Raw genomic sequence first — 24,912 nt, forward strand, 5'->3', positions numbered from 1 at the left:
CTTATGCTTTATTTACAAACGGGCGAATTTCAATATTATTTTTTACAAGCTCGGCTTTAATGGCAGCCGACATCTCTAGCGCACCGTCGGTATCGCCATGTAGGCAAATGGTATCGGCTTGAATTGGGGTAAATACGCCATCAATTGACTCAACTCCACCATTTTTAAGCATAGACACCACACGGGTCGCAACAAATGCCGAGTCGTGTAAAACCGCACCTTCTAGACGGCGGGAAACCAATGAACCATCGCTGTTATAAGCACGGTCAGCAAATGCTTCTGATACAACTTTTAAACCCGCTGCTCGTGCCTGTTCGACTAAGTTAGAACCTGCCAAAGCCACTAAAACCAGTTCAGGGTTATACATTTTAATGGCATCAATCACGGCTGCTGCCTGAGCTTGGTCATGTGCAATGGTGTTATAAAGCGCGCCATGTGGTTTAACGTATTGCACTTTTGAGCCTGCCACTTTAGCCAAACCATCGAGTGCAGAAATTTGGTAAAGCACATCGGCAACCAATTCGTCACGTGACAAATCCATATTACGGCGGCCAAAGCCTACAAGGTCTGGATAAGACACGTGAGCGCCAATGGTCACACCAAGCTCAACGGCTTTACGAACCGTTTTTAAAATGCCGAGTGGATCGCCAGCATGGAAGCCACAAGCAATATTGGCACTGGTCACGACAGGTAAAATCTGGTCATCATTACCCATTTTCCATGAGCCAAAGCTTTCACCCAAATCACTATTTAAATCTACAAACATGGCATTATTCCTTTATCACTTCACGCAGTCTGGCTTAAAGCTTGGTCAAATAGTTAAACACAGTCGTAAACGACATGTAGCCCATCCACCACGTTAACAGACATGTTAACCCACCCAAAATAAGCAACCATTTTGGATAGTTATAATTACCCATCAAATCTTTACGGCACGCGGCAACATACACAAAAATTGTAAGGCCAATTGGCAACACCAAACCGTTAAAACCGCCTACAAAAATAAGTAGACCTGCCGGAGTTGCACCCAATAACACATAGAGCAATAAAGCCAATGCAATAAAGGTAATGGTCGTATAGTTGGTTTGTTTTGGTTTTAAGTTCTTTTTAAATGCAGTAAAGAATGACACTGAAGTATATGCTGCGCCGATCGTGCTACTAATACCCGCTGCCCAGAAAATTAAGCCGAATAATTTAAAACCAAATGTACCCGCTGCATATTGGAATGCTTGAGCTGCTGGATTGGCGTCATGGCTGGCTAAATCAATGGTTGCACCGCTCACCACCACACCTAAAAAAGCCAAGAACAACACATAGCGCATGATGCCGACCACAACAATGCCCTTGGTCGCAGCTTTAGCAACTTCATCAATATTTTCAGGGCCAACAGCACCTTTATCGAGTAAACGGTGTGCTCCCGCGTAACAGATATAGCCACCAACCGTACCGCCAACAATGGTGGTAATAATGGCAAAGTCGATCTGATCTGGCGCAAAAGTTTGATGTACAGCTTGCCCGACAGGAGGCATCACAATGACAGCAACGATAATAATCAGGAGGATTTTAAGTAATCCCAACACGATCATGCTTTTATCCATGGCAAGCGTTGCTTTTCTTGATGCAAAAATCAAAATGGCTAATGCACCACTTAAAATACCGCCCCACTTTGTGTCTAGGCCAAAAAGCGCATTTAAACCTAAAGCTGCACCGGCAATGTTACCGACACTAAAGAAAAACCCGCCTAAAATCACCAGAAACGCCAGTAAATAACCACTACCCGGTAATGCTTTATTGGCAATATCAGATGCACGCATTTGAGTAAGTGTCACCACACGCCAAATGTTTTGTTGAACCACATAATCAATCAGAATGGAAACTAAAATGGCAAAGCCAAATGCCGCGCCTAACTTGACTGTAAATACAGCAGTTTGGGTTAAAAATCCGGGCCCCATTGCAGAGGTCGCCATCATAAAGATCGAGGCCACAATGGCCCATTGGCGATCTGATAAAAAAGAAGATTTCAGTAAAGACATATTAATGCGTTCCTCATCCATTTGAGCTTAACAACGCTATTTTCAAGTTGAACCAAGAACACCATTTTTTGTCCCAAACGATATTCTTTAATCCTTTAAAATGACAAAGATTCCCTGCTCCCCAATCAACACAATCGGTGATCAAATCTTGTGTCTAAAATAAAAACATAGCTAATCCCTACGGACAATAAGACTTTTTACATAAAATTAAAAATTCAAATATTTGATTTTTAATAATTTATTAATTATTAGAAGATCAGGATAAGCTTTACTTATTGAAGTTAATAAGCTGCCTTTATTGTTTTACATACAAAACAGCTTATTTTTTTATTTGCTCATTGAGTCTTTTCATAGCGCATTCAGATACTTTAACCGCGACTTCGGTCAATTTCTCTTTTAAGGCAACATCATTTCCTTGAATGTAGATCGAGGTGAAATGAAAGGTTTTTAACTGAATAGGCGTATTTAATATTTCTAGTCGCCCATCAGTAATTTCTTTTAACGCCGTTAAGGTCGGCACCACCGCAATACCTAAGCCCTGCTCGGCTAAACGCAACAGCGTTGCCAATGAATAACTGGTAATTGAAAGTGGTTCATCAATCCCTTGCTCTTTCATTCGTGCTTTCAATTCTTTATAGGGATAGGTAATTTTTGGATAAGTTAAAATGGTATGTGACATTAATGTTTTAAAAGACATTTGAGCAACTCCACCTTTAAATGAAGGTGAAGCTAAGAAACTGAGTTCAAAGTCACACAAAGCTTGTTCAATACACTCAAAAGCTAAAGTTGGCCCAAGTAAAAAAGCCATGTCTAAGTCACCTGTCCGAACACCTTCTTGTAAGTTAGGCGTAAGGTCCACTACAATTTCTACTGAAATTTTGGGGAACTCTTGCTGAACCTTTTCGATATATTCAACCAACCATGTATAAACAATAGTTTCGGAAACTCCCAAACGAATGGTGCCAGTCAGGTGCTGATTTTCAGTCAGTTCAGCCACCAGATCGGTCTCTAGTCGCATAAATTTTTCGGCGTACTTAAATAAAGTTAAGCCTTTGTGTGTTGGTTTAAGCTGCCGATAACTTCGATCTAAAACTTTAAAGCCTAATTCATTTTCAAGAGCTGTGATTTTTTGAGAGACCGCAGGCTGGGTGGTTTGTAATTTAGTCGCGGCCTTATTGAAGCTCTTTAAAGTCACAACCCAATAAAATGCTTCAAGATTCTTTAAATTCACGTGTCATCCTGTCTTAAAAAACTCCTTTACTTTTATAGTATGGGAGTTGTTAGCGTAATTAGGCTAGCAATAAATAAATTTTTAAATAAAATTAGCCATCAAAACTTTTAAATGCCTTAGAAAGCTGACTAATTGTTTTGATCTGTTTTGAATAACGGCGGCATGAGCGGCACGCCAATAAATGCAGTTGTAAACCACTTTGCTCACGTAATAACAATGGTCTATCTTGCTTTTCAGACAACAGTTGAGTGGCTTGTCGACATGTCAGCATGAACAATCCTCCTTCAATAACCATTTATTTTCTAAACATTCACGTAGTCGGGTACGACTCCGATACATCAACACATTAAAGTTTGAGATAGACAATTCCAACTTGCTACAAATCTCATTAGAACTCAGCTCTATCACCTCTCTCATCATAAAAACTTGAGCATATTTGGCAGGTAAATGATTTAAACAAGCTTCAAAAATCATCCAGAAATATGCCTGCTCCATCATTTCTTCAGGGCTTTGCCATGCTTGAGGCGCTTCATATTTATGCCAATGTCCGGAAGCATCAAACAGTGCATCAATACTCAGTTCACTTTCCTCATCTTTAAATAATTCTGTCATTGAGACCAAACGCGATTTTTGCCGAATCACATCAATAATTTTATTTTTTAAAATCGCGAACACCCATGTTTTAAACGCAGCACGTCCTTTAAATGAATCTAAATGCTGGAAAGCACTCGTTAATGCCTCTTGCACCACATCTTCAGCTTGAGGAAGAGAAGAAAGCTGTAAAAAAGCAAATTTTATCATTTGCTGTCTTAAGTCTTGTAAAAAGGCTGGATTATGCAGCTGATCCCCTATTTCTTCATGATCTGATGCCACGGCTGAAGTCATCCTTATACCTCTTTAAAATCATGGGGAGTTTGAATCAATCGCATTCGAGTTAACAGTGCTTTTAGTTCTTGAATCTGCAGATAAATATCATGTTCAGATAAATCAGTGAGTACAGATTGAATCAGTGTATGAATATCTTGGTCAGTTAACTTTACATTTTGAGTCAACTGTTCAATCACCATAGCAAACAAAGGCGAAAGCTGTTCAATACACACTTTGTCTTGTTCATCTCGCCAAACCATAATTGCTCCAGGCATAGGCTCAGCCTGTTCTGGAGTCATTAAAATTGTCCATGTATAAACGGGATATTGATAAACCAATACCCATACCTTTGTGGTTAACTGCCAATCACAGTTTTCCTGCAAAACTATTTTTTCAACTTCAACAGTGTCTAAATACAACTCAAGCCATTCAAACTGCAACAACTCAGCCAACCAAGGGTATTCTTGCAATATCGGGTGCTGCTGATCTGTCAAATACTCTCTAAACTCAAGAGAAATATCATTATACAAAGGCGAGCGACACTGGGTTTTTTGAAAAAACTCCGAGAGTAATTGTTGCCACTTTAACTCTGGCAACATCGCACGAGCCACGGGATAAACTAAATCAATAAATGAACAGACATTATTAAAAAGTAAGTCTCGATAAATATGCATTCGTCCGGCAGGAAGAGCTTGAGGTAATTCCAAATCAGGATCTCTAATCCAGTCACAAAACTGTTGTTGCATGGTCTGAAAGGATATTTGATTTTCCTTCATAGCCACTCTCCTGTTGTTGAATTATTTTAATTTTGGCTAGCTCCTCTTCTAGCTCTCGCCATGATGGAATATTAAAGTCGCGCTCAAGTAAAGTTGCTTTCACACCACACACTTGATAGGTATATCTCAATAGTTCCCATACGCGATCACAAACCTCTGCACCATGCGTATCAATTAATAAATTTTTCTGAACTTGCTCATGTCCAGCAATATGTATATAACGGATTCTTTCTTTTGGCATGTCCCGAATAAATCCAAATGCATCACTGCCATGGTTAATGCTGTTGACATAGACATTATTGACATCCAGAAGCAAATCACAGTCTGCATATTGAAGAACCTCACGGATAAACTCCGCTTCACTCATTTCAGCATTGGGCATTAAATAAGTAGAAACATTCTCTATGACTAATCGTCTTCCTAAAATATCTTGAACACGTAAAATACGTTCAGCGACATATTGAACAGCCGGTTCAGTCATAGGAATGGGCAACAAATCATATAAATAGCCGCCATCATTTGTATAACTTAAATGTTCAGAATAAATCGAGACATCATATTGTTCTAAAAAGTTTTTTATTTTTTCGATAAATTCAAGATTCAGTGGATGAGGACCGCCAATAGACAATGACAAGCCGTGACAAATTAATGGAGCTTTTTCAACACACTGTGCGAGTAATTTCGCGTGTCGTCCACCAAAACCTAGCCAGTTTTCAGGAGCAACTTCAATAAAATCTGGACATGTTTTTGCATCTAAAAACGAGTCTATAAAATCACGCCTTAAACCAAGTCCTACGCCTGACAAATCCATCATGGTGATTTCTCCTTTTGGAAACGATGCCGACACTTACCAGAAGGCCGACATCATCCATGATCAGATTGTTTACTTAGCGCCGCACTTACCGTCAGCGACTTTTTTATCTGCACCGCACTTGCCGTCTGCTGCTTTTTTAGTTGCTCCACATTTTCCATCTGCTGCTTTTTTATCTGCACCACATTTTGCTTCGGCAGACTTTTCATGGTTTTTCATTTTGTTAGCACCGCATTTTGCTTCACCGCATTTTCCATCTGCTGCTTTGGTTGCATGTGCTTCGGTTGTTGTATGGGTTGCTGCTACCGCCACTTGTGTAGCGCCAGCAACTGATAGTGCTAATAATGCCGCCACTGAAGTCATTGAATTGAGCTTATTCATGTTAGTATTCCTTTAAAGATAAATTCTCGGTTTGTACATTTGTACGTATAGTTAGACGGACCAAATCCTTTTTTATTACACCGTAAATAAAATTTTTTTTATGTAAGAAATACAGTTTTTATCCGACTAATTAATATTCAATCGCATCGGATGTGAAATTATCATGAAGAATTTTATTTATGGCTTATCTCAATATTATCAAAAACTGGGTAAAACTCTACAACATGCGGACGGCATCGCAGCTCTGGCTCTTCGATTATATTTAGTTCCTATATTTTGGATGGCTGGCACAAATAAATTAATGCACTTTAACGACATTGTAGAATGGTTTGGCAACTCAGATGGAGGTTTAGGACTTCCTTTTCCGTATTTAATGGCATTACTTGCAACAACGGCTGAGCTAGCAGGTGCAATACTATTAACATTTGGCCTCTTTACTCGCTTAATTAGCATCCCGCTCATGATTACCATGTTGGTTGCCATATTTACTGTCCATATACCAAATGGATGGCAAGCGATTGCTGATCCGAATGCACCCTTTGCAAACATGCAGGTCTTGGCCTCGGCTGAAAAGTTAGAGAAGGCTCGCGAAATATTACAAATCTACGGCAATTATGATTGGCTCACTTCCAGTGGTTCGTTTGTAATTTTAAATAATGGAATTGAGTTTGCCGTTACGTATTTAGTCATGCTTCTCGCACTGCTTGTTCTTGGAGGCGGTCGTTATTTCAGTTTAGATTATTGGATTAAAAAGAAGCTGCTCTAATTACTCATTACGCCAAGAATCCTACTGACAGCAACATAGGGCATCTTTTTCTTATTGTGTGCCATGTCTGGTTCATGACACACAATCAATATTGAGCCAATTTGGTCAAACCAGAAGCCTGTATGAAGTTATCTAACTCTCACAAAAATAATATCTAGGTCTTTTTTAGGTACAAACTTAGTCTTGGTCATTTGAAATTGAGTTGGACTAATTTTTTTAACTGGCCCATCCCAACAAAATGAAACCAGCTCATCCTTATCGCGCTCAATGGTTAACTTAAAGTTTTCAATTGGTTTTGCCCAATTTGCGCCCGTCGTCAAAATATAACCCAAAGCACTAAACGGCGAATTTTCTGCACTGGCTTTTTTTAAGCCCTGCTTAAATTGTTTATCCATACAAAATTGCTGGTTATATTCATCTGGATAGAGAGCTACAGAGCCACCGACCAAAGGTTTATATTCATGATGAATTTTAGTCAAACCATTTGCTTTAAAGGTCTGCTTCCAACTATATATCACTTGAGATGACCACGGAATCACATCATCTTTTTTAAATTTGGCTAAAATTTTCTGTATTTGCGGCTTATTACATTGTTTTAGCTTATCTACATAATATTCATAATCATAGTTAGTACGAGTCCACGGATTTAGCATGTCTTTTTCACTAAAACCGCATTGCTTAAACTCATCCGTAGCATCAATCAGGGGAGATTTTTCATCTTTTTGAATAAAAGTTCTGACATGCATCTCTGGCTTTATATTTTTACCATCCACCACAATTTTAAAACTTTTTAAAAGCTGTTCGGTGTGAGCAAAATCAGCCTCAAAAAAATTATCAATGCGTGGTAAGGGAAATAACATCGTTTCCGTTACATCTTTATTGCTTAAGTTTTTATAGAGGTAGTCGACCTTAATAATCTTTTTACTAATAAATAGATCTTCACTTTGCATGGCAATTTGCGAATTTTTGAGATATTGAATCCCACCCGTCCCCACGTAACCCGTAGAATCATTGGCTAGACCATAGGTTGAGAGTTGAACCAAAACAGCAAAGGTTATTGCAAGCTTTTTCATTTTAAAGTGCTCTATGTCATTTTCTAATTATGAAATATCCATCTGCAATAAAGCATAACTGTTTAAGTATAGACGTTGTTGATTTTTTAGTGGTGACTCATCTATCTCTTTAAAATTTATAAAAAGTTAATTAAAGCTTAGTTTTTGTTTCATCATCTTTTTAGGCACACTAATTTTTCCAATAAAGTTGGTTAACCATAAAATGCATTCATCACGATGTTCAAAGTGAGGGATCAAACTTAGGTCAATTTTTATATCCCGATCTGCTATAGGCAAACTCAAGCAATATTCAAAGTCGATCGAGTTATATTTTAATCTCAGATTTTTTTCTGCGGCCTGTTTTTTTATTTCAGCCATAATTCGGTTAAGGTTAACGATTAAATCATTTGAAATTTGATTGTTCTCATAGACACGTTCATAGACGTTTTCAGCAACGTCTATATATTTTATAAGCTCTGCGTTTTCATTCATCTCATTCATACTCTCTTTTTTTTAAAATTATGAACAGCTAAATGTTTAATTGCGTTACTTGGCACGTGGGTTATGTGAAAAACGTATATTTTCATTTACCAAAAGATTAATTTAAGATTTTGATATTTATAAAAAACATTTTATATTTTCACATTTGCATACATTTAAGATTTTCCGAATATTAAACTTTGGTTATCAAAATAACTCAGCCTTCATTTATTTTTAGATAAAAAAAACCGCCCCAGAAGGCGGTCGCTGAGTTAAAACCAGCAGGTATATAGAAGTAAGGTGGACGTTTACTTCTATATTCTTTTATGAAGGAGTTTTATTGATTTTAATAAAATCCTCAGATTTAAAATAATTGATAATCATGTCTGCATGCTCTTCTTTTGGAGGAGTGACAGTCATAGGAAATGCCTCTTTCGACATCTTAAAACCTGGGGGTAAAAAGTGCGAAATTGGCGGTAGTTTCGGTTTTCCACCTTCTGTGATTCGCTCGATAAAACCAGCTAACCAGAGAAGATATTCACCTTCATTTGCGAACTTCGGCATAACACTCAGATCAATTTGAACTTTGCATTCACTTAACGGTTTCGTTAGGTTTTCTTCAAAGTCGATATAGTTGAACTTGAGCTTAAACTCTGTTCCTTTGATGGCTTTTCGAATCTGACTAATTAAACAGTTAAGGTTCTGAGTAATGTCATCAGTGAATAAGCTATCTTTTTTAATATTTTTATAAACCTTTTCGGCTACAGCTAGATACTTTGGCATTAACCTCTCTCCATACTATTGTTATAAAGTTCTGATCTATGAATGTTTTCTGTCTTTGATTATGCTTAAAGTAGTGTAATTAAAGGTATCCTTATTAGAGTGGTTTGTAAGTAGTTTGCGCTTTATGTAAAACACTTCATAAAAACACCTAAAAAAATTATGGTTTTGATAACTTATCCGCAAAAAAGCATGGTTGAATAGAGATCGTCAGAAATATTTACTTTCATATTATTTTGACCATTTGGTAAAATTAATATGTTTTCATTTGCTTATCTCGTCTTACCAACCCTAAAACAGCTCGACGCACTCGTATTTCTTCTTCAGAAAAAGGTAAATGCTCGATGAGCTCGTAAATTGAGAGAGAATTATTTTCAATCAAGAAACAGTCTTGCTCTGTTGTCCAATTAGACGTTGTCGATTCAGTTTGTTTTAAGTAGCGTTTCATATTTCCTAGCAGACTTGTTTACACATACAAAAAGCCTGCCTTTAGGCAAGCTTATATTTCAGGTTTTGAATTGGTTATTATTATAGCAGTCTATACATGATATGTTCAGTTAATATTGTAGCTGCCCTAACTAAACATTATAAAAAAGCCCACTCACTGTGGGCTTCTTAATGGTTATTGTGCGGCATTTACCCCAACAATAAACTGACTACAATTAGAGCCTTCAGATGCATTGCCTAATTGTTTTTCAGAGAATTTAAATTTAGAGGCAACTGACTCGTAATCTTTTTTAAGGGTTTGGCCAGTTAACTCTCCAAGCTCTTTGACTTGTTCTGGTTGCAAGATGCCATGTTCAACTGCTTGATTTACCATGACACATGCTGTGGTCATTGCGTCATAACGTGCAGCAGTTTTAGAGTAACCTAGAGCACCGATTACACCACCAATAATTAAGCCAATAATCACCGCTAAAGTTACGTGCATTTTATTCATTTTTTAAATACCTAAAAAATCTAACTAAACTAAAAAGGAGCACTTCAAAAGATTGTGCTCAAGCCCAATTAGGATAGTCGCCTTTATAGGTTATAAGAAATTAGATTCTGTCACATTTATTGATAGATTTAGTGAAATGCGTTTAATCAGTTCAAAAGGAAAATATCAGACCTTCCTAATTCTCTTTCGTTTTTTGCTTGGCACTTCTAAAGGAATTGCCACCTTACCTGTACCTAACCCGCGAAAAAAATAATTAATAATATATAAAAATAACAAGCCAAAATAAAAAATAGGAAAAATACTAAAGGCAGTACTTATGATTTCCCAAAACATAACCCCGACTCTATAGTTATAACAAAATGATATGAGTCCACCTCTACGTCTAGGCCTTTGCTGAGTAATATCATCCTCAATAAAGTGAAGTATTCCCATGATAAAACATAGGGCAAATAAACTTGAGACCAATGTCTTTTTAACTAGAGGCTTTTCTAACCAAGGGTATTTTTTTGAAGATTCAAACTCGGCTTTAAAAAAGAATTTATAAATTTCTTCTTGATAAGCTTTATTAATCCCGTGTTCTTTAATAAAAAAATAGCATACTGCACAGCCTAAAAAGAACATGACTATGGTTATATAAATGCTATAAAGAATCGTAAAAAACGGTAGTGGGCCTTTTGTACCAATAGTCACATGCATAGTTTGTGTGATGTATTGATATAGCTCGTACTGCCATTCGTTTTTAGGATAAGCAGGAAATACAAATAAAGGAATAATAAAAAGAATAGAGCATAAGGCTATATTTCCTCTATTTTCTTTACTTTTCCCTGCAATCGTAGAAAGAAAATTTTTAGAAGCCATATCTATATTTTACAATTTGGAATCATGTGTTTAGCTTTATAAAACTCATCAAAAGCCTTCATATCATTTAACCATGGAGAGATAGTTTCCAGATTACGTTTATTAATTTTTTTTGATGCCAATAGCCTTGATGAAGAATAATTTTTCTGCTGAATTTTTTGATTATATTGTTGTACAAACATAAGCTTTAAACATAATCCTCGAATGCCCTTATTACCAAAATATGAATACTCAGAATATTTATTTAAGACATCTTTCATTTCTTTATGTTCACCATTCCAAACATAAAATGAGCTTAAACCATTCAAATCGTTAATATATATCTCATCATTAATAGGGTTTAACTCTAGCCCTTCTTTTAAAATAATACTGTTTATTTCCACTTCATCAGATAAGTCCATCCAAAAAAAAGAAGCCATGACTTCTTCTGAAAATCTTATTCTAGCTTGCTCTGTATCCTTAGGATATACAATAAAAAAATAATACAATCCTAGAAAAATAATAAAACCTAATATAATAGAAAGTAATCTCCAAAAATTAGTACCTTTTATAATATTCATAACAAGCCATTCATTTTATTTAATATCTTGTGAACGAACTTTACTCTATGTTTTAGATGAAATCAAAAGAAGAGAGAAGGTTTCCTTATATGAAATATATACTTATTTTTACTGTGCTTTTTTATGTTTAAAAGAGCACTTTCTGAAGGGAACTTTGAGATATTTCTAAGTTATTAAGGTAAAAACGGTTTTGTTAAAAATACAAACCCGACAGAGAAAAAAGTATTATCGTGATGAGAAATTTGGTCGCCATAACTTGCGTTTATTTGAACCAAGCCTTTATAGACCATGTATCGAACACCTGTTTGGTAAAAGGCATCATTTCGATCATTGCCATATACTTCGGCAGTGAATGTTAATGGATGGGTAAGTTGTGTTTCGGTTCCAATTCCCCATGTGGTTTGATTTTTATGTGTGGTATTTTCACGTAACCAACCAAGATTGGCATGGATTAAAAATTTATCATCTAATGTAGAAACACTTAAGGGAACATTAATCGTCCAATCTTTGTTCGAAGAATCCTTAGTATTGATTTGAGTGCCAAAAGAAAAGCCGATTCCCCAATCATTCGTTTCTAAAGGTTTTAATAAGGTCTTGCCTTGTAGAGTTGCATAACTGACATGCTCAGTATCATCATTTACTCTCCCCAGCCCTACAGCAAATTCAAAATTACCACCAAAATTACAGGCTGGTGTCGCCCAATATTCTTTGCTGTCAGAGTTATGCTGTGCCCATGTTTCTAGCTGACAAGTTTTTGGAGAAACCAGAGCAGCATCGTCAACAACCATAGGTCGTCCACTATGGCTCGCGCTAGATAATGCGAATAAACAGAAACCAGAAATAAGTGAGCGTTTCTTTAAAGTAAATAACACTGGCATCACTCCCATAAGTCATGGAGCACATGCAAGTACTGCAACCCGTCATGAATAAATCATGGGTTAATAATAGAAATGAAAAGATGTAAATAAAAAACCTCTTCTTGCATCCACAAAAAGAGGCCTATCAGGACTTCAGTGGATACTTAGACTATTACCGATCGACTACTGTCACTCGAGCAAGTACTCACATTGAAGCTCCTAAAAATTAGTTGGGCGGATTCTAAAATTACCGTTGTTAAATATCAAGTTAAAATTTCGTGTCAGTCTAAGCGATAGAATAACAGCTTATTTTAAAAACTCTTTCACAGTTTCTTGCATACTTGTCGTTGCGCGGCCAATGAGCTGATGCAGATCTTTGCTATCACTATATAAACCGTCTTTAGACACGCCTTCATCCGAATCTGCCAATATATGAGCAAACCCTTCTGGTACACCAACTTGTACTAGGAATGCTTTATATTCTTCTTCGGGTAAATCTTGATAAGTTATATCTTTTTTAGTGATTTCACTTGTCCATTTTGCTACATCATCAAGCGTGTAACTTGTATCACCTGCCAGCTCATAAATCTTATTTTCATGCCCATCTTGCGTTAATACCACAGCGGCCGCAGTTGCATAATCTAGACGTGAAGCAGAAGAAACTTTACCGTGATGAGTTGCTCCAAAAATTTTGCCATGCTCTACCGCTTGTTTAAGACCCATTGCATAATTTTCGTTGTACCAGTTATTACGTAATAACGTGTAGGGAATATTTGATGCTTTTAAATATTGTTCAGTTTCAACATGTTCTTGTGCAAGTAAAAGTGGTGTTACATCTGCTTTTAATAAACTTGTGTAAGCGATAAATTTTACATGTGCGAGTTTTGCTGCATTAATAATATTTTGGTGTTGTACCGTACGTTGACCAATTTCATTTGATGAAATTAATAAAAGCTTATCAATACCTTGTAGTTGCTCTGAAAGTTTTTCTACATCATTAACATAATCAAAAGGACGAACTTCTACCCCTTTTGAGCTTAAATCCATAGCTTTTTCTGGATTACGGACTAATGCCACAATATTTTTTGCTTCGGTCCGTTCAAGTAATTGAGAAATAACGAATTGACCAAGTTGACCTGTTGCACCAGTAACTGCAATACGCATGATGATCTCCATCTGATGTAGTTGAAATATTTCAATCATCGTAGTATCTTCACTTACTAAAAGTAAGTACTTACCTAAAAGTAAGTTCAGCATTAAATGTAAACTTTTGTAATGCAGGTAATGAGCAATGAAAGGTCAGGTTTTTGCAGCAGATTGTCCATCCAGAAAAATTTTATTGACACTAACAAGCCGTTGGAGTGTTTTAATTTTAGTTGCACTACGTGATCAACGTTTACGCTTTAATGAATTAAAAAAAATAATTGATGGCATTAGTGAAAAAATGCTGGCACAAACCTTAAAGTCACTTGAGCAAGATGGTTTTATTTATCGTCAGGATTATGCCGAAGTGCCCCCTCGAGTAGATTATCAATTAACGGACTTTGGTCGAGAAGCTTCCGAACGCCTTTTTGATTTAACTGATTGGCTTGAAAATAATATATCTCAGTTATTAGAACAGCAGCCTCGTTCAGACTTAGTTTAATAAGCAAATCTTTGTATATTTAAATTTGCTTCACGATTGATATATCTTCATCAAACTTTGATCAACAAACTTAGATTACGTATTCCTTTACCCAAACCCCAGCAAAAAACACTCAAGCACTCTTTCCCGCTCGATTGCCACATCCGAGCTTATAAACTGAATAATTGCACCCTCAATCATATATAAAAATAGCTTGGCATCCTGAAAAGTCGCATCGGTTTTTAATTTTATAAGCTGGCTATAGATTTCATTAAGTAGCCATGTGCGATATCTCACCGCGGTGATATAGGCTTTTGGATAGGTCAGTTTCGTTTCAAAAATGGCTTTAAATAAAAGGTAGTACATCCCCTCTACATCGGTATGTAAGTAATAAAGTTTCTTGAGTTTATCTTTCACGCTTGTGTTCTGGTCGTACCCAACAATTGAAACTACTTTTTCTTTTAAACGTTCTTTTTGCACAATTAGACAGATTTCAATAAATCGTTCTTTCGAATGAAAAAAGTTATAAAAAGTTGCTTTGGTCACTTCACACTCTTTGACAATTCGGTCGACTCCAACCGTATGGAATCCGTGATGGTGAAATAAATCAATCGACTTATTGATGACTTGAATAGCACGTGTTGAGAGAACTAAATTTGGCATATTTTTACCACTAAAAATTATTGTTGTTTCTAAATGAGATACTTTTTGGGGAGAAAAAAAGCACAGCAAAGCCCGTAAGACTGTGCTTGGCACATCTCAAGTTTTATTGTTGATTAAGTTTTAAGACGAAATAATTTAAAGCCTGAAAACCTTACGGCGATCAAACTGCTTTAAACGTTTAAGTTGTGTCGTTATAGCTTTTGGCAAAGGCTGCCAAGAAATAATGGATGTGCAAAGCCAACTCCTTTTTATTGGGAGTTCTGCCAGACATTAGAATTATGGTGGCAGAACGGAAGAGGGTTCGCGGACTGGTTTCGACTCCAGCACACCCGAGGGTGTCCCTCTCCCGTCCTACCGCTACGGGAGGGAACGAGATGCACACAAGACTATTCCTCAGAAGAAATAATCCTGATGTGGTCGAAAAAAGCGGTCCGCGACGACCGACTGGCAATGTGGCCAGCAGGCGAAGAATAATATTCAGACCTCTTTCAGTCAAGCACACAAAATGACATTTGCTTTAAAATAGATCATTAAAAAGTAAGGATAAATAATTAAAATTTATTGTTAAATTGGGGTTTATAAAATGGTTATCAATCAAAGTTCTAACGAGGTCTTAAAAGATACGACTTGCAAAAAATTATCTATGATAATATTTTAGAGTAATTACTCTAAAATGAGAGCTAATAATGAAAACTAAAAGAATTGGTTCATATCACTGGATGCAAGCTACAAATGGTCAGCTCAGCTTCAAAGAGAAAGTTAAGTTAATGCAAAAAATTATGCTGCCAAGTGTTATGGCCTCTATAAAAATAAATTACTTTCGGTTCAAAACTTCTAGCGATTTTGATATCGATCAGATCGTGATACCAGATACTCAAATGGTTAAAGTCGCGCTTGATGAACTAGAGGCTAAAGCAGATATATCTATCTATAATCATTCATGGCGCACCTATTTCTGGGGGGCTGCCCTAGGCAATATACAAAAGCAGCAATTTGATCATGAGTCACTTTTAATAGCCTCACTTTTTCATGATATTGGCTTAACTGAACAACATATTCATAGTAAAGGTTGTAACTGCTTTACCTATGAGAGTGCTAAACAATTTGAGCTAAAGGCTAAAGAACATAGCTTTGATGAGAATAAAAGTGGAGTTATTAAAGATGCTATCTGCTTACATATGAACGGCTATATAGATCACTCTGACCCAGCAGAAATTACACTATTACAGCAAGGTGCATCCTGTGATGTGATTAGTGACGGTCTATATAGACTCCCCGTCTCTTTTAGAAATAAAATTTTAGAAAAATATCCTAGAAAACAATTTAATAAAGAATTTATTGAGCTTGTTAATTTAGAAAGTAAGAATGTACCAAATTCTCGAACTAGTTTATTAAGTAGTCTTGGTTTGCCGCTCATAATTAAGTCAAATTTATTTAAAGAGTGAATTTAATTAGAGCTATTAATCGTACAAAACCTATTAAGACTCAGCTTGAAATTTCAGTTAACAACTGTTTAATAGTGCTTCGGCTGACTATGTCTTACTATAGCTGAAAGATATAAGCATGAAGGCCTCTGTTGCAATGAATGACTCAGTGAAGTGGTTAGAAACTTTAAATAAAATTACTGGTATTGCTCAAACAGGTTTACATTATTCAAAAGATGTTTATGACAAAGAACGTTATGAACAACTCTTAGGACATATTGAGTATTTATTAGAATTAAAAGAAATCAAAACAGAAAATTTTATTAATAACGTGCTCCAAGATGTAGGTTATGCGACTCCGAAACTAGATGTTAGAGCAGTTGTTTTTAAAGAAAATAAATTATTATTAGCAAAAGAAATTGGAGACGGGAAATGGTCTGTTCCGGGTGGATGGGCTGACGTAGGTTACTCAGCATCGGAAAATGCTGAAAAAGAAGTTATAGAAGAGACAGGTCTACGAGTTAAGGCGATTAAGTTATTGGCTTTAACAGATAGAACTAAGCACCCACATCCTCCAATGTTTTTACATGTGTATAAGGCTTTCTTCTGGTGTGAAATTATTGATGGTGAACTAACACCAAGTATTGAAACACCCGAAGTTGGATTCTTTGGTAGAGATGAGTTACCGCCTATTTCTACAGCACGGGTAACAGAAGAACAAATACAGCAATTTTTTGATTATTTAGAGTCAGTACCAGAAACTACTAAGTTTGATTAGTTAAAAAAATCAATGTAAGGCAGATCTCTTATATTTAGAGTTCTGCTGTTAAATGAAGATTTTTAATTATCCTTTTGCCTATTTTTTGAAATGGGCTATCTGTTTTACGAAGTCATTTAACGGCATCGGACAGCCCCACAAATATCCTTGAAACTCAGTACATCCATTATTTTTAAAAACACTAAATTGTTCAGTCGTTTCGATGCCTTCAACTAACACGCGAAGGTTCAAATCCAGACCAATTTTAATAATGCCAGTGACGAGTTTATTACTGCGTTTATCATCCAATGCCGACTGTACAAAGCTACGATCAATTTTGATTTGGCTGATGGGCATTTTTTGTAAATAGCTTAAAGATGAATAACCAGTACCAAAATCATCAAGAGAAAGCTGAACTCCTTGTTTAGATAAAAAGTTCATTTTTTCGATCATGCTTACACAATTCGTTAAACCAATATTTTCAGTAATTTCTAGTGTGAGCCGAGATGGATTGACCTCATATTTCTGAATCAGCCCAATCACAGTTTGTTCAAAGTTTGGTTGCATGAAGTGATCAGGACTAATATTGATTGAAAGTGTAAGATCTTTAGTCTCGGCTTTTTTACTCCAATCTTGTAAAACTTTACAGGCTTGAGCCAATACCCATTCCCCAATCTCTGGCATTAACCCAAAAGTTTCGGCTGCTGGAATAAAATCTTTTGTGGGAATATATCCTAAAACAGGATGATGCCATCTTAATAAAGCTTCCGCGCCAATTCGCGTTTCAGAAGCATTAATTTGCGGTTGATAAAAAAGCTCAAACTGTTCTTTAACAAGCGCTAAGCGTAAGTCTTGCATCATAGTGCTTTCGGTTTGTATCTCTAATTGCATGGTGTAAATTGAAATACAGATCATAAGCGTAGCGACACAAGTTGCAATCCATCCCCCATGATCACGAATATCTTCTGGTAAAGGTATGGCGCTCTCAAGATTAAAAGAGCTGCCACTAAAAAATATAAAGCATCCGATCGACAAAAGAATTAAAGCAGCTTGTAAAAAGCTTGGATTTCTACGGTAATTTAAATATCCCAATATCGCCCCAGCGGGTAAAAACAATTGAGCCACTTGCGGACGGTCACTTGTAGCAACATCAAAAAATAAGCAAAAAATGACTGGAAAAACAAGCAGAACGACTTGAGATAAAAGAATACCCGCTGAAATGCGGTTTATATAAATGAGAAAAAGGCTAAAGATGGAGATCAGTGTAAAAAAGATATCCATACCCACAATCAGCCACATTTTTGCAAATATGAAATATACGGTCCAAAACAAACAAAAAATAATACAAATAAAGATATTTGCTTTTGCTGCGATTGTAAGCTGCTGATCCTTTACGGTACGGTAGTTTTTTTTGCGTTTTTTAAAGTAAGACGAAGCTATCATAAATAAATCAACCGTAAAATATTTCTTCATAAACCCCAAGCTTGAACAGTGATATACCCTGTCAATTTTCACCAATAAAACCTAATGTTTTATTTATTTTTATATGCCTCATCTTGAGGTGGGTGTTGTTTTAATTGTGGTGGCACAGTCCGGTTGCTTAATTGAATAATTTTGCTTTTCAGTCACCTTATTATTTTAAAGTATTATCCTCTAACGATACATGCGTCTGAGACTAAGGTACAGGCCCTAAGTAGCGAAAAATTAGAGCATAAGAATTTTTAGAATATAGAACTCTATTTATTGATATTAATAATAATTATCATTACTATTTAAGAATAATTTAAATGTGTTTTTAATTGCGCTACTCAGTGCCAATTTGTGGACTTCGCCGCTATGAACCTTAATGTAGAGAAACAGGTATGGTTTAGCCAAATTTATCGTTCTCAACAAACTATGCTTTTATCATGGTTTAAACACAAACTTCAGCACCATCATCAGTCTGAAGACCTAAGCCAGGAAGTGTTTTATCGTGCTTTAAAAAGCCAATATTGTTTTCAAAAAATTAAGGAGCCACAAGCATGGCTTATGGGGATCGCCAAGCATGTCATGATTGACTATTGGCGCCGTCAGCATATTGAAAACATCTACCTAGATGCCCTAAAGCAACTTCCAGAAGAATATTATCCCTCTGCTGAACATGAAGTCTATATTCAAGAAACCTTATATCAGGTTCATTTAATATTAGAAAAACTGCCTACCCGCACAGCTCAGGTCTTTTTAATGTCTCAACTAGATGGCATGACTTATCGAGAAATTAGTGAAAAAATGAATATTTCTGAAGCCACTGTGAAAAGAGATATGAAACAAGCTTTTTTAGCTTGTATAGACCTTTATAATTAACCCTGTTAGCTGCGCTTAATTTGTTACCTTATGTCTGATATTACTAAAATCCCTCCTCATGTTTTAGATGCGGCCGCAGACTGGTTGGTAATCTTACATTCGGGTGAAATGACCGCGTTACAGCAACAACAATTTGAGCAGTGGAAAACCGAAAAACAAGAACACCAGCTAGCACTCCAGCAAATGGAAAAATTCAGCCATGGTTTATCAAACCTTGCAGGTAACTTCCCTTCCGAAGCTTTAGTTCAGTCTAATCAAAAATTTAATCTTGCTGCAAAACGCAATATGCTGTTAAGTCTTTCAGGTTTAATGATCGTTGGTTTGTCTGCCTATTTCATACCTTGGGAAAAATGGCAGTCGGACTACCACACCAAAGTGGGTGAAATTAGAAAAGTATCGTTAAAGGATGGTTCTCAACTGATTATGGCAAGTGATTGCTATGTCGATGTAAATTTCACGCAAGAGAAACGTCAGATAAAGCTGATTGATGGGGAAATTTATGTTGAAACAGCAAAGGATGCTCAACATCGACCATTTATTGTCGAAACCAAGAATGGTTCCGTAGAAGCCTTAGGGACTCAATTTACGGTTCGCCAAGAAAATAGCGAACAAACAAAAGTCAAAGTCTATAAACATGCTGTAGCAATTGAACCCGAGAACTCCCCTAAACGGCAAATATTAAAACAAGGCCAGCGTGCTTTTTTTGACGAAAAATATATTTCAAGATCTCTTCCTCTCGATAACGATCAGCCTTATTGGACCCAACAACTTTTGGTTGTAGATCAATGGCCACTTCAAAAAGTGCTGGATGAGCTATTTCGTTATAAAAAAGGTACTTACCATCTCGATGCAGAAATGAAAAATATAAAAATTTCGGGCGTATTCTCTCTAAAAAATCCTGAGCAAAGCTTAGAAACTTTAGCCTATAGCCATCAACTTGAAATGAACTATTACAGCCAATATTTGTTAAATATTAAAAAAAGATAAAAAAATGTGACCCTTTTTTTGATCTGGTTCGACTTATAGAGAAATACACTCCCTGTCGAGAAGACCACATGAAGGATTATCAAGCAAAAAGTAAATTGGCTTTGGCTATACGTGCAGTGCTATGGAGTACGCCATTGGTGGTCACGGCGCTTACCTCAACTTCTATTTACGCTGCGCAAACTTATAGTATTTCAATTCGCCAGAGCACGCTTGATCAGGCCATTAAACAACTGGCTATTCAAACAGGTACCACCATTAGCTACGATAATAACAGTCTTTCAAAAACAAAAAGCAAAGCGCTTCAAGGCAATTACGCTGTTGAAGATGCTTTAAGTCTGTTATTAAAAAACCATCCATTTGAAGCCGTTAAGGTAAACAACGGTGGTTACAGCATCCGAGTGAAGGCTCCACCCGCTCCAATTGAACCCAAAGTTTTCCAGTTAGAAGCAATTAAAACAAAAGCAAATAACAACAATGAACTTGATACGGCAGGCAGTGAAACAGGTACGGCGCATTTAGCAACAATTCATGTTAATGCTGATTATGGTGAAAATTTAACAACCGAAAGTTCAGGTTTATATACGGCGAAGGCGACCACCGCTTCTAATGGCTTAGCTTTAAGTTTGCGAGAAACACCTCAGCTGGTCAGCGTAATCACCAACCAACAAATGAAAGATCAGAACCTCACCCAATTAACCGATGTTGTGAGTCAAGCAGCAGGACTCTCTATTAAACAAGGCGGCAATATTGGTAGTGATAACTCACCTATTTACGCTCGTGGCAAAGAAGTAGATAGTTATTTACTCGATGGCGTGAAGCTCATGAGTTCATATGCAAGTATTTTCCAAAGTCAGGACATGGCTTTATTTGACCGAGTCGAAGTCGTGCGCGGTGCAAATGGCTTAATGACAGGTGCTGGCAGTGCAAGCGCAAGTATTAATCTGGTCCGAAAAAAACCATTACAAGACTTTAAGGCTTCGGTGAGTGCTGACATTGGTTCTTGGGATTCCTATCGTACCGATATTGATGTTTCTACACCCCTTAATGAGTCTGGAAGTATTCGTGGCCGTACCCTTTTTGCCTACCAAAAGTCAGACTCTTATATCGACCGCTACAATGAAGAACGTAAAGTTGCTTATGCAGTCGTAGAAGCTGATTTAACAGACCAAACCAAAGCAAGTTTAGGTGCAAGTTACCAGCAAATTGATTTGACTGGTGTGGCTAGAGGTGGTTTGCCAAGCTTTTATACAGATGGCACGCTCATTAATTGGTCCCGTTCAGATTCAGCGGCAGCAAGTTGGACGGGTTCAGACCGCTCAACGACATCTTACTTTGCTGATATTGAACATCAATTTAATGACCGTTGGAAATTAAAAGGTGTAGTGTCTAGAACCATTACAGATTCAGATGAAATTGTAGGTTATACCTTCTCAAGTAAAGGGATCGATAAAGCTACTGGTAGTGGAGCGATGTTATACGCAACCCGTTGGGATTATCGTCCAACTCAAGACTTGTTCAATTTAACCTTGAATGGTTCATTTGATTTGTTTAATCAAACTCATGACGTGGTGTTAGGTACGACTTACACAAAAAGTAAAAATAAACGTCCTACCTATTCTGGCTGGAATAACGGAATGACATGGGACGGCACTCTAAACAATATTTTTGCTTGGGATGGCAATACACCTAACCGCCCCGAAACAAAAATAGATGGTTGGTACAGTGGAGATGATCGTAGCCAATCTATTTTTGGTGCTGTTCGTCTTAAAGCCACCGACAATCTTGCGGTTATTTTAGGTACACGGATTGAAGACTGGGAACGCGTAACGGGTAACCATTCAAATGCTGATAATAAGACCACCTACACAACACAAGAAGAAAGTGGCAAAGTGATTCCTTATGTGGGCATTACCTATGATTTTACTGACAACTGGACTGCGTATGCAAGCTACACCAATATTTTTTCACCACAAGATAAGAAAGCTGTTACAGGCGAATACATAGACCCATTAATAGGTAATAGTACCGAACTGGGTATTAAGGGTGAGTTTTTTGATAATCAGTTAAATGTTGGTGCTGCTATTTATCAAACTAAAGAGGACAATACAGCGATTGCTTTAGCAGATGTATTTGCCCCAGATGGTTCACAAGCCTATCGAACAGAATCTGGCACCAAAAGCCGCGGCATTGAAATCGAAGCGACAGGTAAGTTGACTGATTTATGGCAAGTTTCCACAAGCTTTAGCCGTAACCTATCAAAAGATAGCCAAGACAACCGATTAAATACCGGCGTGCCAAATAATACAGCCAAACTGTTTACCACCTACACCCTACCTTATCTTGATGAAGCCCTCACTATTGGTGGCGGTGTTCGTTGGCAAAGCGAAATTTATGAAAAAAATGCGATCTCTGCAACGGGTAGATTTACTCAAGAAAGTTACGCTTTGGTCGACTTAATGGCACGTTATAAGTTCAACAATAATCTTATGCTCAACTTTAATGTTAATAATTTATTTAATGAGAAATACCATTTAGCCACCACAAATAGCTATTACGGCGCTCCGACTAATTTCCGAGTGGGCGTGAAATATGAGTGGTAAATAAATTACTCGACGTTTAAAGACCTTACTTCAGAGGCAAATATGTTCTTCTGAAGTAAGACTAAACTGGCTTAATCAATTGGAATGGAATATTTTTTGGCTAAGCTCAGGCTATAATATTAGAGAAGCTCTATTATTTTATTTCCACTATGAAGAACGCATTTTCTGACAGCAATCAAATTAGAAAAGTTTGTAGTTTCTCTGAACTTGTAAATACACATTTTCAAGGAGAGACAAATGCGATCTGCTGGCACAGAAATTTGGTGGGCGACTTTAAAGAAATTGTGAGTAAACTTCAGTTAAAAGAAAATATTACAGAAGTTTCTCTTGAAGACTTGTTAGCCCTACAACTTTCAGAAAAAGGCAATTTGGCGAGAGCAATTATTTTAGAAGATATCGAGCTGTTAACTGATTGTGGCGCATCACCTGTACTTAATTTGCTTAAAAAGTATGAACGTGATGAAGAGCTAGATTTCATTTCAACAGATGTATATTCATTTCATGTTGACCGCTCCCCCATTGAAACCGATACATTCTTATGTACCTATCACGGCGCTGCCAGTGATATTGTGCCCAATGATCAAGTTGAACAAAAAGTTTTAATTCCAGAAATTAGAGAAAGGCTCAAAGAATTACATGACGGTTCTGATGCTGACTTTGAAGCTTTTTTGGCAGAGTATTTTTTTGATTTACATTATCAGCCTAAACCGAATGCCCAACCTTTAAATTTAGGTACGGGACATATTTGGCGTTTAGCAGTAGATCATCCAACTCAAAAGGTTTTACCTTGTGTTCATCGAGCTCCAGTTGAAAAAGATGGCGAGTATCGATTGCTGTTGATTTGTTAAATATATTGCCACTCCATGACTGGAATGGATTGAAATCATTTTTATTAAAGAAAAACTGGCTTAACTAATCTTTTTTATAATATTCCAATAATGAATGGAATAAATTCGAATATTTACTAAAGCAAAAATAATGAAAAATATGATTTAAAGTAGTTGACCCTCACGTAACGTAAGCCCCTAGCATAAAACACGCCTAAGGAAGAAGGAGCTAAAAAAGATGCTGTTAAAAGTTGGTGAATTGGCTAAGCAAACAGGACTTACTGTCCGTGCTCTTCATCACTATGACGATATCGGTTTACTTCAGCCTTCGGTCCGTTCCGATGCTGGTTATCGACTATACACCCGTAAAGACATTACTCGTTTGCATCAGATTCAAGCATTACGAGGACTGGGAATGTCGTTAGCCGAAATCCATACGGTTCTTGAAGACCCCAATCTTGCACTTTTACCGATTATTGATCAGCAGATTCAAGCAATTGATCAAAGGCTGACAGAGCAAAAGAAATTGCGAAATCAGCTCAGCAAACTTAAATCTCAGATCATAAGTGGTGAAGAGCTTGGTTTGGAGGATTGGCTAAAAACACTGGAGCTTATAGCGATGTTTGAAAAATACTTTACAAAAGAAGAGCTTGAAAAACTAACTTTCTTACAAGCAGGCACTAAAAGCCACCAAGAATGGCAAGGGTTAACTCAAGCAGCAAATGCACTATTTAATGCTGGCGAACCATCTAACAGTGAAGCAGCTCAAGACTTGGCTCGAAAGTGGATGAAAACCCTTGAGCACAATACGCGAGCTAACCCCGAATGGTTAGTTAAACTAAATGCCATAAACTCAGCCGAACCTGAATTTCAGGAAAAATTAGGCGTAACGCCAGAAGTTGTTGAGTTTTTACTTAAAGCTTTTTCTGAGAGTAAGCTGAGTATTTTTGCCCGTTATTTATCTGACGATGAGTTTACTTTCCTAAAAGAAAATTACATTCGTGAGATGAAAAAATGGCCTCAATTATTGGTCGATATTGAAAAATTGATTGATGCCGAGGTCACACCTGATAGTGATGGAGCAAAACATTTGGCACAACAATGGCTCTCTATGCTACAAGGCTATGCTGGCAAAAACCCAAGTACTCAAGAAAAAATCCGTACAGCAATGCAAAGTGAACCAGGCCTTGCTGACGGTACTTGGCTCAAACCAGTGACTCTACAATTTCTGGAAAAAGCAGTAGCAGCACTAATGCGTGGTGCTTAGTTCTATCAAAGCAGCTGGCTACACCATA

The 24,912-nt window shown here is 37.0% G+C and carries 27 protein-coding genes and 1 pseudogene; 9 read left to right on the top strand and 19 right to left on the bottom strand.

The annotated features are described in order from the left end of the window. Position 1: 1 nt before the first annotated feature. The 8 genes from HMPREF0013_RS09270 to HMPREF0013_RS09305 form a co-directional block, all read right to left on the bottom strand. Entirely contained in the window at positions 2–766 is a 765-nt protein-coding gene (locus HMPREF0013_RS09270; RefSeq protein WP_002163220.1) for a LamB/YcsF family protein, read from the bottom strand. 34 nt (positions 767–800) lie between these two features. Further along, the gene (locus tag HMPREF0013_RS09275) at positions 801–2,054 is read right to left on the bottom strand and encodes an NRAMP family divalent metal transporter (RefSeq protein WP_079377711.1); all 1,254 of its coding nucleotides are present in this window, start codon (positions 2,052–2,054) and stop codon (positions 801–803) included. Between the two features lie 298 nt (positions 2,055–2,352). Beyond that, positions 2,353–3,264, bottom strand: coding sequence for a LysR family transcriptional regulator MumR (gene mumR, locus HMPREF0013_RS09280; protein ID WP_002163208.1), 912 nt, complete (start codon positions 3,262–3,264; stop codon positions 2,353–2,355). Positions 3,265–3,355: 91 nt separating this feature from the next. Next, a complete protein-coding gene (locus HMPREF0013_RS09285) occupies positions 3,356–3,535 on the bottom strand; it encodes a zf-HC2 domain-containing protein (protein WP_002163210.1) in 180 nt (59 codons plus the stop codon). Then, entirely contained in the window at positions 3,529–4,149 is a 621-nt protein-coding gene (locus HMPREF0013_RS09290) for an RNA polymerase factor sigma-70 (protein WP_002163216.1), read from the bottom strand. Before HMPREF0013_RS09290 ends, HMPREF0013_RS09285 begins: the two co-directional genes overlap by 7 nt. A gap of 2 nt (positions 4,150–4,151) precedes the next feature. Next, entirely contained in the window at positions 4,152–4,907 is a 756-nt protein-coding gene (locus HMPREF0013_RS09295; RefSeq protein ID WP_002163215.1) for a DNA-binding domain-containing protein, read from the bottom strand. Continuing rightward, positions 4,858–5,721 (bottom strand): DUF692 domain-containing protein, encoded by an 864-nt coding sequence (locus tag HMPREF0013_RS09300; protein ID WP_002163211.1) that lies wholly within the window; start codon positions 5,719–5,721, stop codon positions 4,858–4,860. The genes HMPREF0013_RS09295 and HMPREF0013_RS09300 overlap by 50 nt, the downstream gene beginning before the upstream one ends. Before the next feature lie 69 nt (positions 5,722–5,790). After that, the gene (locus tag HMPREF0013_RS09305) at positions 5,791–6,099 is read right to left on the bottom strand and encodes a hypothetical protein (protein WP_002122109.1); all 309 of its coding nucleotides are present in this window, start codon (positions 6,097–6,099) and stop codon (positions 5,791–5,793) included. Between the two features lie 163 nt (positions 6,100–6,262). Between HMPREF0013_RS09305 and HMPREF0013_RS09310 the strand changes: the two genes are divergently transcribed. Further along, positions 6,263–6,865 (top strand): DoxX family protein, encoded by a 603-nt coding sequence (locus HMPREF0013_RS09310; RefSeq protein ID WP_002163207.1) that lies wholly within the window; start codon positions 6,263–6,265, stop codon positions 6,863–6,865. 128 nt (positions 6,866–6,993) lie between these two features. On the opposite strand, the gene HMPREF0013_RS09315 is transcribed toward HMPREF0013_RS09310, so the two are convergent. From HMPREF0013_RS09315 to HMPREF0013_RS09355, 9 genes are all read right to left on the bottom strand, one after another. Beyond that, complete coding sequence (locus tag HMPREF0013_RS09315; RefSeq protein WP_002163232.1) at positions 6,994–7,938, bottom strand: DUF4424 family protein; 945 nt, start codon at positions 7,936–7,938, stop codon at positions 6,994–6,996. A gap of 126 nt (positions 7,939–8,064) precedes the next feature. After that, positions 8,065–8,409, bottom strand: a complete 345-nt coding sequence (locus tag HMPREF0013_RS09320; RefSeq protein ID WP_005076764.1) for a hypothetical protein — start codon at positions 8,407–8,409, stop codon at positions 8,065–8,067. A gap of 312 nt (positions 8,410–8,721) precedes the next feature. Further along, entirely contained in the window at positions 8,722–9,180 is a 459-nt protein-coding gene (locus HMPREF0013_RS09325) for a hypothetical protein (protein ID WP_002163226.1), read from the bottom strand. A gap of 250 nt (positions 9,181–9,430) precedes the next feature. Then, positions 9,431–9,625: a hypothetical protein gene (locus HMPREF0013_RS09330; protein ID WP_002163204.1), complete on the bottom strand. Its 195-nt coding sequence runs from the start codon at positions 9,623–9,625 to the stop codon at positions 9,431–9,433. A 174-nt stretch (positions 9,626–9,799) separates the two neighbouring features. Further along, positions 9,800–10,117, bottom strand: a complete 318-nt coding sequence (locus HMPREF0013_RS09335; protein WP_005802557.1) for a hypothetical protein — start codon at positions 10,115–10,117, stop codon at positions 9,800–9,802. Between the two features lie 165 nt (positions 10,118–10,282). Then, positions 10,283–10,975, bottom strand: a complete 693-nt coding sequence (locus tag HMPREF0013_RS09340; protein WP_005802559.1) for a hypothetical protein — start codon at positions 10,973–10,975, stop codon at positions 10,283–10,285. A gap of 2 nt (positions 10,976–10,977) precedes the next feature. Next, on the bottom strand, positions 10,978–11,535 hold the full coding sequence (locus HMPREF0013_RS09345) for a hypothetical protein (RefSeq protein ID WP_002163221.1): 558 nt from the start codon (positions 11,533–11,535) through the stop codon (positions 10,978–10,980). A 173-nt stretch (positions 11,536–11,708) separates the two neighbouring features. Continuing rightward, complete coding sequence (locus HMPREF0013_RS09350) at positions 11,709–12,413, bottom strand: hypothetical protein (RefSeq protein ID WP_016803396.1); 705 nt, start codon at positions 12,411–12,413, stop codon at positions 11,709–11,711. A gap of 285 nt (positions 12,414–12,698) precedes the next feature. Next, positions 12,699–13,556, bottom strand: coding sequence for an SDR family oxidoreductase (locus HMPREF0013_RS09355; protein WP_002163218.1), 858 nt, complete (start codon positions 13,554–13,556; stop codon positions 12,699–12,701). A 127-nt stretch (positions 13,557–13,683) separates the two neighbouring features. Between HMPREF0013_RS09355 and HMPREF0013_RS09360 the strand changes: the two genes are divergently transcribed. Next, positions 13,684–14,037, top strand: coding sequence for a winged helix-turn-helix transcriptional regulator (locus HMPREF0013_RS09360; protein WP_002163205.1), 354 nt, complete (start codon positions 13,684–13,686; stop codon positions 14,035–14,037). Positions 14,038–14,124: 87 nt separating this feature from the next. On the opposite strand, the gene HMPREF0013_RS09365 is transcribed toward HMPREF0013_RS09360, so the two are convergent. After that, positions 14,125–14,679: a TetR/AcrR family transcriptional regulator gene (locus HMPREF0013_RS09365; RefSeq protein WP_002163213.1), complete on the bottom strand. Its 555-nt coding sequence runs from the start codon at positions 14,677–14,679 to the stop codon at positions 14,125–14,127. Positions 14,680–15,365: 686 nt separating this feature from the next. On the opposite strand from HMPREF0013_RS09365, the gene HMPREF0013_RS09370 reads away from it, so the two are divergent. Next, positions 15,366–16,124 (top strand): HD domain-containing protein, encoded by a 759-nt coding sequence (locus HMPREF0013_RS09370; RefSeq protein WP_002163231.1) that lies wholly within the window; start codon positions 15,366–15,368, stop codon positions 16,122–16,124. A gap of 136 nt (positions 16,125–16,260) precedes the next feature. Beyond that, positions 16,261–16,881 carry an NUDIX hydrolase gene (locus tag HMPREF0013_RS09375; protein ID WP_005070113.1) on the top strand — a complete coding sequence of 207 codons (621 nt, stop codon included), beginning with the start codon at positions 16,261–16,263 and terminating at the stop codon, positions 16,879–16,881. Positions 16,882–16,959: 78 nt separating this feature from the next. On the opposite strand, the gene HMPREF0013_RS09380 is transcribed toward HMPREF0013_RS09375, so the two are convergent. Continuing rightward, entirely contained in the window at positions 16,960–18,333 is a 1,374-nt protein-coding gene (locus HMPREF0013_RS09380) for an EAL domain-containing protein (RefSeq protein ID WP_002163223.1), read from the bottom strand. Between the two features lie 363 nt (positions 18,334–18,696). Here HMPREF0013_RS09380 and HMPREF0013_RS09385 point away from each other — a divergent pair, with 363 nt between their 5' ends. From HMPREF0013_RS09385 to HMPREF0013_RS09405, 5 genes and pseudogenes are all read left to right on the top strand, one after another. Continuing rightward, positions 18,697–19,203 carry a sigma-70 family RNA polymerase sigma factor gene (locus tag HMPREF0013_RS09385; protein ID WP_002163228.1) on the top strand — a complete coding sequence of 169 codons (507 nt, stop codon included), beginning with the start codon at positions 18,697–18,699 and terminating at the stop codon, positions 19,201–19,203. 30 nt (positions 19,204–19,233) lie between these two features. Next, positions 19,234–20,200: pseudogene (locus HMPREF0013_RS09390) on the top strand (FecR domain-containing protein). Between the two features lie 58 nt (positions 20,201–20,258). Continuing rightward, the gene (locus tag HMPREF0013_RS25260; RefSeq protein WP_002163214.1) at positions 20,259–22,790 is read left to right on the top strand and encodes a TonB-dependent siderophore receptor; all 2,532 of its coding nucleotides are present in this window, start codon (positions 20,259–20,261) and stop codon (positions 22,788–22,790) included. A 149-nt stretch (positions 22,791–22,939) separates the two neighbouring features. Further along, positions 22,940–23,638: a DUF1826 domain-containing protein gene (locus tag HMPREF0013_RS09400; protein ID WP_005802568.1), complete on the top strand. Its 699-nt coding sequence runs from the start codon at positions 22,940–22,942 to the stop codon at positions 23,636–23,638. Between the two features lie 217 nt (positions 23,639–23,855). Then, positions 23,856–24,884, top strand: a complete 1,029-nt coding sequence (locus tag HMPREF0013_RS09405) for a MerR family transcriptional regulator (RefSeq protein WP_002163219.1) — start codon at positions 23,856–23,858, stop codon at positions 24,882–24,884. Positions 24,885–24,912: the final 28 nt, after the last annotated feature.

The sequence above is a fragment of the Acinetobacter sp. SH024 genome, assembly GCF_000163635.1.
In the GTDB taxonomy this organism is placed as follows: domain Bacteria; phylum Pseudomonadota; class Gammaproteobacteria; order Pseudomonadales; family Moraxellaceae; genus Acinetobacter; species Acinetobacter pittii.

Bases quoted from the DNA above. Each gene is read 5' to 3' on its own strand.
- HMPREF0013_RS09375 (WP_005070113.1), top strand. From the start codon at position 16,261: ATGAATGACTCAGTGAAGTGGTTAGAAACTTTAAATAAAATTACTGGT.
- HMPREF0013_RS09350 (WP_016803396.1), bottom strand. From the start codon at position 12,413: ATGCCAGTGTTATTTACTTTAAAGAAACGCTCACTTATTTCTGGTTTC.
- HMPREF0013_RS09275 (WP_079377711.1), bottom strand. From the start codon at position 2,054: ATGGATGAGGAACGCATTAATATGTCTTTACTGAAATCTTCTTTTTTA.
- HMPREF0013_RS09315 (WP_002163232.1), bottom strand. From the start codon at position 7,938: ATGAAAAAGCTTGCAATAACCTTTGCTGTTTTGGTTCAACTCTCAACC.
- HMPREF0013_RS09365 (WP_002163213.1), bottom strand. From the start codon at position 14,679: ATGCCAAATTTAGTTCTCTCAACACGTGCTATTCAAGTCATCAATAAG.
- HMPREF0013_RS25260 (WP_002163214.1), top strand. From the start codon at position 20,259: ATGAAGGATTATCAAGCAAAAAGTAAATTGGCTTTGGCTATACGTGCA.
- HMPREF0013_RS09335 (WP_005802557.1), bottom strand. From the start codon at position 10,117: ATGAATAAAATGCACGTAACTTTAGCGGTGATTATTGGCTTAATTATT.
- HMPREF0013_RS09320 (WP_005076764.1), bottom strand. From the start codon at position 8,409: ATGAATGAAAACGCAGAGCTTATAAAATATATAGACGTTGCTGAAAAC.
- HMPREF0013_RS09400 (WP_005802568.1), top strand. From the start codon at position 22,940: ATGAAGAACGCATTTTCTGACAGCAATCAAATTAGAAAAGTTTGTAGT.
- HMPREF0013_RS09405 (WP_002163219.1), top strand. From the start codon at position 23,856: ATGCTGTTAAAAGTTGGTGAATTGGCTAAGCAAACAGGACTTACTGTC.
- HMPREF0013_RS09345 (WP_002163221.1), bottom strand. From the start codon at position 11,535: ATGAATATTATAAAAGGTACTAATTTTTGGAGATTACTTTCTATTATA.
- HMPREF0013_RS09270 (WP_002163220.1), bottom strand. From the start codon at position 766: ATGTTTGTAGATTTAAATAGTGATTTGGGTGAAAGCTTTGGCTCATGG.
- HMPREF0013_RS09385 (WP_002163228.1), top strand. From the start codon at position 18,697: ATGAACCTTAATGTAGAGAAACAGGTATGGTTTAGCCAAATTTATCGT.
- HMPREF0013_RS09360 (WP_002163205.1), top strand. From the start codon at position 13,684: ATGAAAGGTCAGGTTTTTGCAGCAGATTGTCCATCCAGAAAAATTTTA.
- HMPREF0013_RS09290 (WP_002163216.1), bottom strand. From the start codon at position 4,149: ATGACTTCAGCCGTGGCATCAGATCATGAAGAAATAGGGGATCAGCTG.
- HMPREF0013_RS09285 (WP_002163210.1), bottom strand. From the start codon at position 3,535: ATGCTGACATGTCGACAAGCCACTCAACTGTTGTCTGAAAAGCAAGAT.
- HMPREF0013_RS09295 (WP_002163215.1), bottom strand. From the start codon at position 4,907: ATGAAGGAAAATCAAATATCCTTTCAGACCATGCAACAACAGTTTTGT.
- HMPREF0013_RS09325 (WP_002163226.1), bottom strand. From the start codon at position 9,180: ATGCCAAAGTATCTAGCTGTAGCCGAAAAGGTTTATAAAAATATTAAA.
- HMPREF0013_RS09310 (WP_002163207.1), top strand. From the start codon at position 6,263: ATGAAGAATTTTATTTATGGCTTATCTCAATATTATCAAAAACTGGGT.
- HMPREF0013_RS09300 (WP_002163211.1), bottom strand. From the start codon at position 5,721: ATGATGGATTTGTCAGGCGTAGGACTTGGTTTAAGGCGTGATTTTATA.
- HMPREF0013_RS09380 (WP_002163223.1), bottom strand. From the start codon at position 18,333: ATGAAGAAATATTTTACGGTTGATTTATTTATGATAGCTTCGTCTTAC.
- HMPREF0013_RS09305 (WP_002122109.1), bottom strand. From the start codon at position 6,099: ATGAATAAGCTCAATTCAATGACTTCAGTGGCGGCATTATTAGCACTA.
- HMPREF0013_RS09370 (WP_002163231.1), top strand. From the start codon at position 15,366: ATGAAAACTAAAAGAATTGGTTCATATCACTGGATGCAAGCTACAAAT.
- HMPREF0013_RS09355 (WP_002163218.1), bottom strand. From the start codon at position 13,556: ATGCGTATTGCAGTTACTGGTGCAACAGGTCAACTTGGTCAATTCGTT.
- HMPREF0013_RS09330 (WP_002163204.1), bottom strand. From the start codon at position 9,625: ATGAAACGCTACTTAAAACAAACTGAATCGACAACGTCTAATTGGACA.
- HMPREF0013_RS09340 (WP_005802559.1), bottom strand. From the start codon at position 10,975: ATGGCTTCTAAAAATTTTCTTTCTACGATTGCAGGGAAAAGTAAAGAA.